12 protein-coding genes are annotated in these 13,421 nt (G+C 70.8%); 2 read left to right on the top strand and 10 right to left on the bottom strand.

Annotated features, from left to right (window positions below; translation table 11 throughout):
- Window positions 1–176: 176 nt before the first annotated feature.
- The 3 genes from JKJ07_RS30760 to JKJ07_RS30750 form a co-directional block, all read right to left on the bottom strand.
- Complete coding sequence (locus tag JKJ07_RS30760; RefSeq protein WP_202995365.1) at window positions 177–788, bottom strand: HEAT repeat domain-containing protein; 612 nt, start codon at window positions 786–788, stop codon at window positions 177–179.
- 140 nt (window positions 789–928) lie between these two features.
- Window positions 929–2,419, bottom strand: coding sequence for a DHA2 family efflux MFS transporter permease subunit (locus JKJ07_RS30755; RefSeq protein WP_202995364.1), 1,491 nt, complete (start codon window positions 2,417–2,419; stop codon window positions 929–931).
- An 84-nt stretch (window positions 2,420–2,503) separates the two neighbouring features.
- The gene (locus tag JKJ07_RS30750; RefSeq protein WP_202995363.1) at window positions 2,504–3,727 is read right to left on the bottom strand and encodes a M48 family metallopeptidase; all 1,224 of its coding nucleotides are present in this window, start codon (window positions 3,725–3,727) and stop codon (window positions 2,504–2,506) included.
- An 80-nt stretch (window positions 3,728–3,807) separates the two neighbouring features.
- Between JKJ07_RS30750 and JKJ07_RS30745 the strand changes: the two genes are divergently transcribed.
- Window positions 3,808–4,749 carry a hypothetical protein gene (locus JKJ07_RS30745; RefSeq protein ID WP_202995362.1) on the top strand — a complete coding sequence of 314 codons (942 nt, stop codon included), beginning with the start codon at window positions 3,808–3,810 and terminating at the stop codon, window positions 4,747–4,749.
- On the opposite strand, the gene JKJ07_RS30740 is transcribed toward JKJ07_RS30745, so the two are convergent.
- Complete coding sequence (locus tag JKJ07_RS30740; RefSeq protein ID WP_307834485.1) at window positions 4,746–5,918, bottom strand: NAD(P)/FAD-dependent oxidoreductase; 1,173 nt, start codon at window positions 5,916–5,918, stop codon at window positions 4,746–4,748. The genes JKJ07_RS30745 and JKJ07_RS30740 overlap by 4 nt on opposite strands.
- Window positions 5,919–6,068: 150 nt before the next feature.
- Between JKJ07_RS30740 and JKJ07_RS30735 the strand changes: the two genes are divergently transcribed.
- Window positions 6,069–7,868, top strand: coding sequence for a peroxidase family protein (locus JKJ07_RS30735; protein ID WP_202995361.1), 1,800 nt, complete (start codon window positions 6,069–6,071; stop codon window positions 7,866–7,868).
- Window positions 7,869–7,889: 21 nt separating this feature from the next.
- Here the strand turns inward: JKJ07_RS30735 and JKJ07_RS30730 are convergent, their stop codons facing one another.
- From JKJ07_RS30730 to JKJ07_RS51900, 6 genes are all read right to left on the bottom strand, one after another.
- Window positions 7,890–8,831: a WD40 repeat domain-containing protein gene (locus tag JKJ07_RS30730; protein WP_202995360.1), complete on the bottom strand. Its 942-nt coding sequence runs from the start codon at window positions 8,829–8,831 to the stop codon at window positions 7,890–7,892.
- Window positions 8,831–10,087, bottom strand: coding sequence for a TRAFAC clade GTPase domain-containing protein (locus JKJ07_RS30725; RefSeq protein WP_202995359.1), 1,257 nt, complete (start codon window positions 10,085–10,087; stop codon window positions 8,831–8,833). The genes JKJ07_RS30730 and JKJ07_RS30725 overlap by 1 nt, the downstream gene beginning before the upstream one ends.
- Before the next feature lie 141 nt (window positions 10,088–10,228).
- A complete protein-coding gene (locus JKJ07_RS30720; protein ID WP_202995358.1) occupies window positions 10,229–10,828 on the bottom strand; it encodes a hypothetical protein in 600 nt (199 codons plus the stop codon).
- A gap of 36 nt (window positions 10,829–10,864) precedes the next feature.
- Window positions 10,865–11,533, bottom strand: a complete 669-nt coding sequence (locus tag JKJ07_RS30715) for a GOLPH3/VPS74 family protein (protein ID WP_202995357.1) — start codon at window positions 11,531–11,533, stop codon at window positions 10,865–10,867.
- A gap of 18 nt (window positions 11,534–11,551) precedes the next feature.
- Window positions 11,552–12,154, bottom strand: a complete 603-nt coding sequence (locus JKJ07_RS30710) for a response regulator transcription factor (RefSeq protein WP_202995356.1) — start codon at window positions 12,152–12,154, stop codon at window positions 11,552–11,554.
- Window positions 12,155–12,194: 40 nt separating this feature from the next.
- Entirely contained in the window at window positions 12,195–13,352 is a 1,158-nt protein-coding gene (locus tag JKJ07_RS51900; protein WP_202995355.1) for a sensor histidine kinase, read from the bottom strand.
- Between the last annotated feature and the right edge of the window lie 69 nt (window positions 13,353–13,421).

The following is a 13,421-nucleotide window of genomic DNA, read 5'->3' as shown; positions in this document are numbered from 1 at the left end:
CTCATCGTCCACGACCGCCCAACGACCGAGCGGGCGAAAATCAACGGCGATTCACCCGTACGGGGTGGCCGGCGCCAAAGGCGGGCAGCGGGCGGCGGCAGAGGCAGGCGGTGGCCAGCGGCAGAGGCAGGGGTGGCCGGCGGCACAGGCGGGCGGTGGCCAGCGGCGGGTGGTGGTCAGCGGCAGAGGCGGGCGGTCAGCTCGTCGGCCGCGGCTCGCCACGCGCCCTCGGCCCGGTCGGTGATCTTTTCGAGCAGGGTGGGGACGCCGTCCACCTGGCGGGGGTCGCCCGACCAGCGGAGCAGGGTGTTGGCCGCGTGATAGCGGACCAGGTATTCCGGGTCGACTACCGCCGTCGCGAGCGTTTGTATCAGGCTCGAGTTGGGCGGGAAGCTCGCCAGGGCGATGGCGGCGTCAAGCCGTACGAGCTCGGATGTGGCCTCGGTCAGCACCTCGGCGATCGGCGTGGCCCAGCCCGGGTCGCCGGTCAGGGCGTGCAGCGCCTCGGCCACCCGGATGCGGAACTCGTCGGTGGCCCGGATGAGCCCGGTGCGCAGGATGCTCACGGCGTCGGCCGGGGCGAGCCCGGCGGCGGCCAGGCCGGTGAACGACTGGGCCGCTACGGTGTCACCGGCGGCCAGGCCGGCCCGGAGCATGCGCTCGACCCGTCTCGGCTCGCGCCGGGCGGCCTCGAGCAGGGCCGCGAACTGCGGGCCCTCGTGCCACACCACATAGGGGTCGCCGAACATCTCGCGCCGCCATTGCCGCCACTCCGCATCCCCGTCCATCGACGGACATTATTACCACGGCTAGCTGAGAGTGGTCACATCGCCACCCGAACGATGCCCATCCGGAACAAATGTGAGGCCGCCGCGATCAGGTTTCATGATCGCGGCGGCCTCGGCCGGTAATGCCCCGGAACGAGGGCTCAGTGGGCCATGGCCTTCGGCGCGTCCGGGTCGACGGCCAGCGGGCCGGTGCGGAACAGCAGCGCCGAGACGACCGCGCAGGTCAGGAACAATCCGCACGACCACCAGAACACGGTGTGATAGCTGGCCAGCGAGGCCTCGGCCAGCAAGGTGGCCGACTTGGGGTGCGAGGCGGCGTAGTTCGTGGCCGCGGTGGCGGCGAACGAGCTCAGCAGGGCCGTGCCGATCGAGCCACCGATCTGCTGCACGGTGTTGATCATTGCCGAGGCCACACCCGCGTCGCGGTGCTCGACGCCGCTGGTGGCGGCGTTCTGCGTGGGCGCGAAGACGAGCCCGAGGCCGAGGCCGATCACCAGCAGGCCGGGCAGCACGCCGGAGGCGTACGTGGAATCGAGGTCGAGCCGCGTCAGGAAGGCCATGCCGCCCGCCGCGATCAGGGCGCCCAGCGGCACCAGCGGACGCGGGCCGATCTTGGGCGTGAGGATCGAGCCGGCCGTGGTGGCCGAGAGCATGATCGAGCCGAGCATCGGCAGGAAGGCCAGGCCGGTCTGCACGGGCGTGAAGCCGAGGTTGCCGACCAGGTAGTAGGTCAGGAACAGGAAGATGCCGAACATGCCCATGCCGGAGATGCTGATCGCCGCGTAGGAGCCGCCGCGGTTACGGTCGAGCACCACGCGCAGGGGCAGCAGCGGGTTGGTGACGCGCAGCTCGATCACCACGAAGGCGACCAGCAGCACTACGCCGCCGATCATCGGGACCAGTGCCGTGGCCGAGGACCAGCCGTCGGTCTCCACCTTGCCGAGGCCGAAGACCAGCCCGACCAGGCCGAGCACCGAGGTGATCACGCCGGGGACGTCGATCCGGGCCCGGGACGTGACGGGCTCGTCGGTCAGCTTGAGCAGCGCGCCGGCGACGGCGATCGCGGCGATGACCAGGTTGACGAACAGGCACCAGCGCCACGAGGCGTACTCGGTGAGCACGCCGCCCAGCAGCAGGCCGACCGCGCCGCCCGCACCCGAGATGGCGCCGAAGATGCCGAACGCCTTGCCACGCTCGGCGGGCTCGGTGAACGTGGTCGACAGCAGCGACAGGGCGGCCGGGGCCAGCGCCGCGCCGAAGGCGCCCTGCAGCGCACGCGCGATGATCAGCATCTCGAGCCCGTCGGCGGCGCCGCCCAGCGCCGAGGCCAGCGCGAAGCCGACCAGGCCGATGAGGAACATGCGCTTGCGGCCGAAGAAGTCCGACAGGCGCCCGCCGAGCAGCAGCAGGGAGCCGAAGGCGAGCGCGTACGCGGTGACGACCCACTGCCGGGAGGCGTCGGAGAACGCGAGGTCGGCCTGGGCCGTGGGCAGCGCGATGTTCACGATGGTCGCGTCGAGCACGACCATGAGCTGGGCCATCGCCAGCACGACCAGGGCCCACCAGCGCCCGGTCGAGACTGGTGGCGCGGCCGGCGGCTGTTCCGGGCGGGCCTGGGTGTCGGTGGTCATCCGTAACCTTCCACGTGCGCGGTTTCGAGTCGTTACCCGCATCGGCAGAGGGCCGGGCGTTCATAAGCCACCTATCGACGGAAGCTACCGATCGGCAACCAGGTCACGCCGGACCCGCTCCTGGTACGCCGCGAGCTCGCCGTCGATCCGCTCCGCCTCGGGCTCGGTCAGCGTCACCGCGGCGTTCTGCGGCGGCCGCCGTTCGAGCATCTCGGCCCGCAGCCCCGACGGCGGGTGCGAGGCGAACAGCGACACCTCGGTGTGCTTGCTCAGCTTGCGCAGCGCCGGGATGTTCGCCGCCTGGTTGTCCCGCGCCACCACGGCGGCGGCCCGCCACGCGGCCGGCCCGTTCCCGGCGCGGGCCTCCCGGCGGACGACGGTGTCGAGCGCGGCCTCGATCAGCAGGTGGTCGGCCAGGCGTACGGCGGCCGGGGTGCCACCGGCACGGGCGCCCAGCTCGTCGGCGAGGTATTCGGCGCGCTGCGAGTCGCGCTGGCTGGTCCACACGAGCAGCAGGTGCAGCGCCATCGCCGTACGGGAGAGAATCCACCCGACACCCCGGGTCAGCATGCCGATCACGCCCGAGTCGCCATCGCCGTCGGCCGCGAGCAGGTGCGCCACCCGGCCCAGCGTCGTCTCGGCGACCTGGGTCAGCGGCCCGCGCCGGACGTCGCCGTTGACGAAGTGCCCGAGCTCGTGACCGAGCAGCGCCACCCGTTCCTGCGGGCCGAGCGTGGCCCACAGCGGCAGCCCGAGGCCGAGCACCCGCCGGCGCCGCACGCCGACAGTGGTGGTGTACGCGTTGAGGTCGGAGGCGAGCACCACGACGTGCGGCACCGGCGCGTCGACGGTCTCGGCCACCCGGCGGATCAGCCCGAACAGCGCGGGCGCGGCGGCCTCGTCGAGCACGACGGGTGCGTCGAGCCGGCCGAAGCGGGGCCGCAGCAGAACCGCGACGGCCAGGACGACAAGCCCGAGCACCGTGAGGACGCTGAAGAAATCGACAAGAATCAACCACGTGCCCAGTACGGCCAGGGCCAGCACCCCGGCCAGCAGGATCGCCGCCGCGGCCAGCGTCACGCCGCGCGCCACCCGGCCCGCCGACCGGCCCGCGCCGAGCGCCTCGAACTGCGCGGCGGTCAGCCGGAACGCCACCCGGTGCAGCCGCCGGTCGAGCCACCGCCAGCCGAACACGGCGTTCGTCACGGTGTCGAGGTTCCAGTCGCAGGCCGGGCACCAGCGCTGCGGGTGCCCGAGGGCGACGGTCGGCGCCGCGCACTGCGGGCAGTCGGTCACGGTCGTGGTCATGGCCGGAGATCATCCCCGGTGCGGCCGTCCGGCGCGACCCCGTATCGACGGTGGTGGTTCCCGGCTGCCACCATGAGCGCATGCGTCGGCCGCGGCTGCCCGGGAGCAGATACTGGTTGTCCTATCTGTACGCCGGGATCGACGCCGTGCTGCTGCTCGGCAGCTTCGTGACGCTGTGGCCGCTGCGCCACACCGAGGGCTTCGGCGACGAGCTGCGCATCAACGTCGGGGCCAACCTGTTCGACCTGGTGCTGGCGGTGCTGGTGTTGCAGCCGCTGGTGCTCTCGCTCAACCGCAACGCCGTACGCTGGCGCACCCGGCTCGACTATCGCGACGTGATCCGCCGCATCGACGACGCGTCCGACCGGGTCGACATCTGGAAGCACTGGACCGGCCTGCTCGAACCGGCCCACCTCGACGCGTTCCGGGCCGCGGTGATGTCCGCGCTCGACCGGGGCGTGCACTTCCGCATCATGCTGACCGACCCGTCGTGCCCCGACGCCGCGGAGCGGGCCCGGCAGGTCGCCCCGACCGACGCCGTCGCGCTGATGCGGCTCAACATCGAGCGGCTCGACGAGTTCCTGCGGTCGCTGCCCGAGCGCCACCGCGAGCGGTTCCAGGTGCGGATCAGCCAGATCGGGCCGGCCCACGCGTTCTACCGCGTCGACAACTGGCTCTCGTACGGGCTGTTCCGCGATCGCCGGATGAGCGAGAACCACCAGCGTGAGGTGCGGGTGCGCGGCGACGTGGGCGGGCTCGCGCTGGAGGCCTTCACGTCCCGCTGGGGCGCGGCCGGCCTGCAGGACGTGGCCGACCATTACCGCGTACGGGTGGGTCCGCTCGACCTGCGTTATGTGCTGCACGACGGCGAGCACTGGGTCGACATCGACGAGAGCGAGCTGCCCCCCGAGACGGCCGCCACCACGCTGGCCGACGTCAGCCCCGAGACCAGGAAGAGCGTGCTGGCCCTGTACTCCGCGAAGTACGGGCCGGGCCGGCACGCCGTCCTGCTACGAATCTAGGCGAGCAGCTTTCCCACGTTCTCGGGGGCGAAGAACTCGGCCGGTGACGTGACGCCCGAGTTGAGCCGGGCGAACGCGTCCATCGCGGGCTGCTTGCCGGCGATCCCCGACACCAGCTGGATCATCTGCTCGTCCGGCGGTTGCAGCGACGCGATGCCCAGCGTCATCTGGTAGTGCGGCATGGCCCGGGTGTCGCGGCGCGTCTGATAGCCGGCGAGCGCGTCGTCCCACGGCTTCCCGCCCGCCAGCGTCTCGTCGAGCGCCTCGGCCAGGCCCTCCGCGTCGAGGAAGGCGTCGGTGATGCCCTGCGCCGTGATGAAGTCGCGCGAGTAGCCGGCATCGCCGACCAGAGCCCACCCCGGCCCGTACGGGACCCGGAAGTAGTTCGGGACGGACGTGCCGACCAGCTTCTCCTCGCGCTTGGCGGCGCGGATCCGCTCGGCGAACTCGGGCGACGACTCGAACATCGCCGTCAGCGTGCCCTCGACGTCGTTGCGGTGCTCGGCCAGCTCCGCGTGCGGCCAGCCCCCGATCACCAGCGTGAGGTCGTCGTTGGTCGGGCACACCGCCCAGCCCCGCCCGGGCCGGCTGTACGCCTCGAACGTCTCGGTCGGCAGGTTGCTCCAGTACGAGTAGTAGCCCACGGTCAGCGCCGGGTGTTCCTCGTACGCGGGGGCCTGCGTCGCCTTGGCCACGACGGAGTTGCGCCCGTCCGCCCCGACGACCACGCGCGCCCGCTCGACCTGCCCGCCGCTGCCCCGGATGCCGGTCACCCGCCCGTCCTCGACGAGCACCTCCTCGACCCCGAAGCCCTCGCGCACCTCGGCCCCGGCGGCCGCGGCGGCGTCCACGAGGATCTTGTCGAGCAGCGAGCGGCGAGGCGCATACGCGTACGGGGAGTCGGGGGTGCCGGGCGCGCCCGCGAGCTTGACCGGGCCGAAGTCGAACGAGTAGCGCCCGACCGGCGGGCACCCGGTCGCCACGACCTGGTCGAGCAGGCCCCACCGCTGCAGCGCGGCGGCGCCCGGCGGGTGGATCACGTGGGTGGACACCGTGTCGCTGGGGAAGGTGGCCCGGTCGACCAGCAGGGTCCGCAGGCCCCGGCGGGCGAGCAACATGGCCAGCGGCGACCCGGCGCAGCGGGCCCCGATCACTATGACGTCATACACCACGCCATAGTGGACGACGGTGCTGCCCGTGTCGATCCCCCGCTCTTCTTGTCCGCTTCGGGACATAAGTCTGGTGACCATTCCGGCGAACGCGCAAATGTGTTCTCGCGCCCTGGAGAGGACGCCTGGCGCAACACGAGGGGAATCGTCATGACCGCACCAGACAAAAAGCAGTACCGCCGGATGCTGTCCAATATCCGGCACGGCAGCCAGGTATTACCTGACACCGCTCCCGGGGCGCAGCGGACCGCGGCCGGATTGGCGAGCGCCACGCTGCTCAGCGAGGCGGCCGATCTGCCGCCGACCGCCCAGGCCGAGATCGCCGAGGTCTCCAGCCCGTTCGACTACCTGTTCGGCGACCTGGCCGCGGAGTTCCCGGCCCACCACATTCCCGGCGAGCCGGCCACGGTCCGCGGGCTGCTGACCGCGCTCGGCATCGCGATGGCCAAGGAGACGCCGGCCGCCGACGACCAGCGCGGCGGCGCCGGCAATTCGGTGATTCCCGCGGTCTACACGTACTGGGGTCAATTCATCGACCACGACATCACCGCGAACACCGACCGCGCGAATGCGGTGACCGACCTTCGCAAACCTGATTTGACGCCGATCGATCCGGCAGACGTCCGCCGGGATCTGCGGAATCTGCGGCAGCCCGCGCTCAATCTCGACTCCGTCTACGCCGACGGTCCGGATTTCGACGACGAGGGCACGGAATCCGGCACGCTGTACGACGGCATCGACCTCCGGATCGGTGAGGTCTTCGAAGACGGCATCCCCGGCGACCACATTCCCCCGGCCGACGACCGGCGGCGCGATCTGCCCCGCAAGCTCGACGCCGGGCTCGACCCGGACGCGACCCCGGAATCGCGGGCCATCCACCGCACGACCGCGGTGGTCGGCGACGCCCGCAACGACGAGAACCTCATCGTGGCCCAGCTGCACGTCGCCTTCCTCAGGTTCCACAACAACGTCGTGGCGCACCTGCGGGAGACGAGCAACGGCTATCAGAAGAGCGAGCGCGAGCTGTTCCTCGAGGCCCGCGACCTCGTCCGCTGGCACTATCAGTGGCTCGTGGTGCACGACTACCTGAAGACGATCGCCATGCCGGGCATCGTGGACAAGGTGCTGCTGACCGGGAACCGGTTCTACGTGCTCGAGCCGGGCCAGGAACCGTACATGCCGATCGAGTTCTCCGTCGCGGCCTACCGGTTCGGGCACAGCATGGTGCGCTCGGTCTACGACTACAACCAGAATTTCGGGCGCAAGGGCGACGGCAACGGCACCCTGGCCCGGGTCGCGCGGTTCCGGCAGCTGTTCGAGTTCACCGGCCACCACGCCGACCCGTTCGCCGGGTTCAGCGACTCCAACCTGCCCTTCAACTGGGTGATCGACTGGCCGCGGTTCGTCGACAAGGGCGACGGCCTCGCCGACCACTTCGCCCGGCCCATCGACACCAAGCTCGCGGAGCCGCTGTCGGACATGTTCAAGGAGGTGTCCGGCGAGGACGAGAACGCCGCGCCCGAGATCCAGGCGATGCTCAAGGGCCTGGCCATCCGCAACCTGCTGCGCGGCTATCACCTGTCGCTGCCGACCGGCCAGGCCGTGGCGGCGAAGGTCGGCGCCCGGCCGCTGACCACCGACGAGCTCCAGCGCGGCAACTCGCAGGAGGTCAACGACGCCCTGCAGCCGTTCCTCGAGCACACGCCGCTGTGGTTCTACATCCTCAAGGAGGCCGAGATCCGCTGCCACGGCAACTTCCTGGGCGAGGTCGGCAGCCGCATCGTCGCCGAGACCCTGATCGGCCAGCTCCGCGCCGACCCCGAGTCGTACCTGGGCCGCTACCGCGGCTGGAACCCGGCCCAGGGCGTGCGCCTGGCCAACGGCGACCCGATCGTCACGATCACCGACCTGTTCCGCTTCGCCGGCGTCTTCCCGATCGACCCGGCCTGACCGGCCGCCCGCCTCGCGCTCTCAGCTGCGGCTGGGGGCCGGGGCGGGCCCGTCCTCACCCCGCGGCGTGACCTCGGCCGGCCCGCGCTGACCGGCTCCCGGCTGCCACCGCTCGATGCGGTCGGGGAACAGCAGCCGCCAGCACCCGGTCATCGGGTCGAAGACGACATCCTCCGGGTCCTCGCCGATCGCGGGCAGCGTGGGTTCGCCGCTCGTCGTCGCGAAGAACTCGACACGTCCGGGCGAGACCACCGCCACTGTCCGGCCGTCGCCGCTGAAGACGGCCTTGGTGCCCGGGTGCACGGGACCGAGCGGCCGGCCGCTGACGGCGTCGCACAGGACGATCTGCTCCCCCTGGACCGCGGCGAGCAACTTGCCGTCGGGACTGAGCACCACCCGGCCTTCGCACGGGGCAGCTCTCCCCGGCTCGTCGACAGGTGGCGGCACGACGTCGCTCCCGGGCCGAAAAATGGCGTAGCCGGCGCCCACCATCGCCGCAACGGCCAGCACGAGACCAGCCGTCACGATCAGCCCCCGGCGCCGGCCGGGTGGGGCCGGATCGGCAGGCGGATCGGTCAGCATCGTGGGCGGCGACGACCGTACGGTGAAACTCTGCTCGTCGTCGAGGAACGTGTCGAAGACCGGGAGCACCAGTGCGGCCGCCCGGTCGAAGTCGGCCTCGCTCACCGGACCGGGCTCGGGCGACCGGAAGACATAGCCGTAGAACAGCTGGATCGACCGGCCCTGCCCGTCCGTCACGGCGGCGATCCGGGTCCGATACGTCACCGACACCCGGCCGGTCCGCGTGTCGAGGGTGGCGCTCTGCACCTCGCCGTCCGGACCGGGCCGCACGACGTCCTTCAGCCGCCCGTAGTCGGGCAGGAAGTCGGGCGCGACGAGCACGCGATAGTCGCGCACCCGGCCCGCCCCGATCAGGAACGGCCACGCCCCGCCGGCGGCCATCACCCCTCCAGCCGGGCGCTGGGCAGCTCGCGCTCGAGCTCACGCACGCGGCTGCGCATCTCCTGGATGACGTAGTCACGCAACTCCTGGACGTGCACCGATTCCCGTTCCATCCGGTTGGCCGCGTCCTGCACGGCCTTGACCCGCTCGGCCCGCTTGCCCGGCACGTCGTAGGCGTTGTTGACCGAATCGACGATCGCCTCGACCGCCGGCAGCGACAGCGCTTTCACGCCCATCCCGGCCTTCTCGACCAGAAACATGCTCAGTTCGCGGACCGCGCCGGAGGGGCCGATCCGCAGATCCCGGCGCAATTTCTCGACCGCCTGCTGCCGTTCGAGCCCCTCGATGTCTTTGCGCACCCGTTCGAGAATGTCGGGGATGACGGCGGCGATCGGCACGTCGACGTTCACCGGTCGCATCGCGCCGTGCTTTCGCACCTCACCGTTCTCGACGTCGAGAAAGCCGGCGCCGACGGCACTGACCGGAACGAGCCGGACGATCCGGCGGCTGCCCTGCAGCCGTACGAGGGCGCGGAATTTCGGATCCTCCTCCAGCATCCCGCGAACGGTGCGCAGGCTCGCCTCCGGCGTATCTTCCAGATCTTGCAGCAGATCCCATTTCGTGATGATGAAGTTGATCGGCTGGGGCAGGTCCTGCACGAGCGTCACCAGCAGTCGCAATGCCTCCTGCAGATAGACGGTGCCCTCGTCGTCCCCGGCGATGTGCTGCGCGAGCCGGGCCCCGTCGATGACGATGATCAGGGCGTGCGCCTTGCTGACGTATTCGTGCAGCTCAGCGGGGGCGGTCGAGCCCGGGTCGTCGGGGTCGGTGAGCAGCCCGCCCGCGTAGTCGACGTATTCCAGATTCATGATCGTGTGCGGGGTGCCGCGGTTGCGGGCCCGGACGCCGAAGGTGAACTTCCGCAGTTGCGTCGCGACCGTGCCCGGCGGAAAGCCCCGATTCGGGTCGACGATCTCGCTCTTCCACTGACTGAGGATCTTGGCGTCGGAGTATTCGGCCTGCAAATAGAAGCTGCGGTCGTCGGCCGCGACCATCATCTCGTCGTACATGCTCGCCAGATACACGGTCTTGCCCGATCCGCGCATACCCAGGGCGACAATCTTGAAAGTCGGCACCACGGGCACGTAGATCGAACCGGTATCCGTGGCCGTGTCATTCGATTTCCGCTTTTGCACGAAGCCCAGCACAACGGTGAGCAGGATGGCGGCAACAGCTACTAACATCACGGTCGTCATGCGCCATTACCTCGATAATCGACAGGCGGCACGCATCAAGGAATCCCGAACGTACGCCCGCGCGAAGTAACGCCGAAATCACCCGAACGGCCACCCGCGAAAGCCGATCTTCCACCCTTTTCCCAGTCGCATTCACCCAGTTCAGGGCCGCAGGCAAGGCCCCGACTTCAGCCGCCCGACCGGGGGCAGGTGCACGGTCCCCTCGCCCATCCGGGCGTAGGCGACCAGGCAGGCCGACTGGTCGAGCGGCACGCCGTAGAGGACGCTGGCCAGCGGCACGCCGTCCGCCGGCACCGGCAGCCGCACCTCGGCGGCCGGATAGCCCAGGGCGCTCAGCGCGGCCCGCACCTGGCCGACGTCCTCGGCCGAGATCGGCCGGGCCCGCGTACAGCGGGAAGGGTCCGGGCAGAGGGCACGGTCGACGCCGCGGTTGATCTGCTCGGCCTTGGTGCTGACGAGCCACGGGTCGGCCAGCTTGAGCCGGTCGGGATCGTCGGCCACCAGCGGCCCGCAGTGCTGCGCCTCCCACCGGAGCCTGTCCTCGGCGAGCTCCTGCGCGTCCGGCCCGCACCCTTCGAGCGGGTCGAGCGAACCCGAGGGCCCGGGCGCGGCCGTCTCGCGCCCGCCCTCCGGCTGCCACAGGGCGGCCGCGACCGAGATCACGACCACCAGGGCCAGCACCGCGATCGTGACCGGGCCGAAGCGGCGGGCCGAGCTGTCCTCATCGCCGAAGACGAACACCCGGTCACTGTAGAGATCTTTTGTTGCGGAAAGGGCCTAGTTTGTCGACGTGACCACGGTGACGGTGACCGCGGCGGTCGAGACGGCGATCGCGGCCGCCGTACGGGTCACGGCGGTGTTGACGGCCTCGGCGCCCCAGTGTCCCTGCTCGAGCTCCTTGGCCCGCTTGATGACCGGCGACGACCAGGCCAGCTGGGGGCGCAGCATCGGCAACGCGCCGCTCGAAGACAACAGAGCGATCAAGGCCGCCGTACGGGTATCAGGCTGTGCCCCATCGACGAGAACAGCCTTGATCCGGTCGCGCATCCGCGGCTCGTAGTCGGATTCCGTGGCCGGCAACGCGTTCATCTTGAAGATGCCGAGCACCCGCTTCTTCTCGCGGCGGATCAGCCCGCGCTCGAGGAGCCGCTCGATCAGCGGGTTGTAGAGGCTGCCCCCGATGTGCAGCAGCAACGACTGGGCGCCGCGCGGCTTCTCGGCCACCTTGTCGTACGCCTCCTGCAGCAGCGGGTCGTCGAGCGGGCCCTCGCCGGTCACGTGCACCTTGGGGTCGTTGATCCAGGAGGTGTTGTCCCCGTCGGTCCCGATCCGCCCGAGCAGGGCCAGCTCGACGAGCACGGCCCCGCCGAGCGTGTAGGGCAGCGTGCCCGCCGCGGCCGGCACCCCGGTCTCGTCGTCGAGCAACAGCAGCATCAGATCTTCCACCAACAACACTTCGTTACCTCACAGCCAGTCGTGTTCGCGGGCATAGCGGGCCGCCTCGTGGCGGGTCTGGGTCTGGGTCTTCTGCATCGCGCTGGACAGGTAGTTGCGGACGGTCCCGGGCGCCAGGTGCAGCCGGGCGGCGATGTCGGCCACCGAGTAGCCCTCGCTGGTCACCCGCAGCACGTCGAGCTCGCGGTCGGTCAGCGGCACATCGTCCATGACGGCCAGGGCCGAGACGTCGGGGTCGATCCAGCGCTTGCCCTCGTGCAGGGTGCTGATCACCGTCGCGATGTGTGACGGGTCGGCCGACTTGCTCACGAACCCCTGCACCCCGAGTTTCAAAGCCTTCCGCAGTACGCCGGGACGGGCGTGCCGCGTGAGCATCAGGATCACTTGCTGGGGCCGTTCGCGGCGGATCTCGGCGACCGCACCGAGCCCGTCCACGTTCGGCATCTCCAGGTCGATCACGAGCACGTCCGGCGTGTGCCGCATCGTCTCGGTCACCGCCTCGGCCCCGTCGGACGCCTCGGCCAGCACCGCGATGTCGCCCTCGAGCGGCAGCAGGGCGGCCATCGCCTTGCGCAGCAGCACCTCGTCGTCGGCCAGCACCACCGTCGTCATCGTGCACCTCCCGCGCGGAGCTCGGCCGGCATCACCGTCGTCATCGGGCACCTCCCGCCGGGAACGCCGCCGCCGTCGTGAACTCCCCGGCGGCGAGCGTGACGGCCAGGTCGCCGCCGTCGGCCACGAGCCGCTGCCGCAGGGCCGAGAGCCCGCGCAGCTCGGGCGGCCCGTGCCGCGCGGCGCCGTCGTTGACGATCGTGATGCCCGACGCCGTGAGCGTGACCCGTACCTGCGTGGCCTGGGCGTGCCGCAGGATGTTCGTCGTCGTCTCGCGCAGCACCTGGCCGAGCATCTCACTCACTCCCGCCTCGGGCTCCGACTCGCGCGTGATGCGCACCCGGATCCCGGCCGCCTCGAACAGGTTCTTCGCGTTCTCCAGCTCGGCCGACAGGTTCAGCCGTCGTTGCGCGTACGCGAGCTCCTTGGTCTGTTTGATCGTGTCGCCGACCAGGTCGTTGATCTCGCGCAGCTCGTCGGCGGCCCGGTCGGGATCGCTGTGCACGAGCTTCTGCGCGAGCGCGGTCTTCAGCTTCACCACGTGCAGCGTGTGGCCCTGGATGTCGTGCAGGTCGCCGGCGAACCGCACCCGTTCGCGGATGACGGCCAGCTCGGCCTCGCGTTCCCGGGACGCTTCCAGCTCCTGCACGATGTCGTAGAACCGCTCCCCGACGAAGGAGAGCACAATGACCAGCAGGGTCACGCCGGTCGGGATCAGCACGAACTTCATCAGCACGTCGTCGGCGCCGGCCAGCAACTGGAAGGCACCGAGGCCGCCCGACACGCCCGACTCGACCAGCAGCCGGGTGGCGCCGATGCCCGCGACGAAGGCGACCAGGGCGCCCGCCGCCACGTACTGGTGGCGCGGCATCCGGGGAATGGCCAGCGAGGCCACGCTTGTCACCCCCCAGTACGCGTTGGGGCTGCCCACCACGAGCACCCCCAGCGGCCACACGGCGGCCGCGACGACCAGGCACGGCAGCGCGACCCGGCCGATGTCGTTCGCCGTCCACCGCTCGAAGGCCACCAGCGCCGCGAGCACGCCCGGCACCAGCACCAGCGCGTGCCACCAGGCGTGCACGTCGACCGCCACCACCACGTACGCGGCCAGGAGGATCGGCGGCAGCGCGGTGTAGAGGTTGAGCCGGCGCAAACGCCCCTGGGTCGCCTCGGTGATGCGCAGCGATCTTGCCTTCACCCCACCAGTATTCGGATCGAACGGCCCGGCGAGTAGTGACACCACGTCATATCGGGTCATGACACTGCG

This window comes from Paractinoplanes lichenicola (assembly GCF_016785085.1).
GTDB classification, from domain to species: domain Bacteria; phylum Actinomycetota; class Actinomycetes; order Mycobacteriales; family Micromonosporaceae; genus Actinoplanes; species Actinoplanes lichenicola.
Note: the sequence above shows the minus strand (reverse complement) of the source record. Positions and strands in the feature narration are given on the sequence as shown.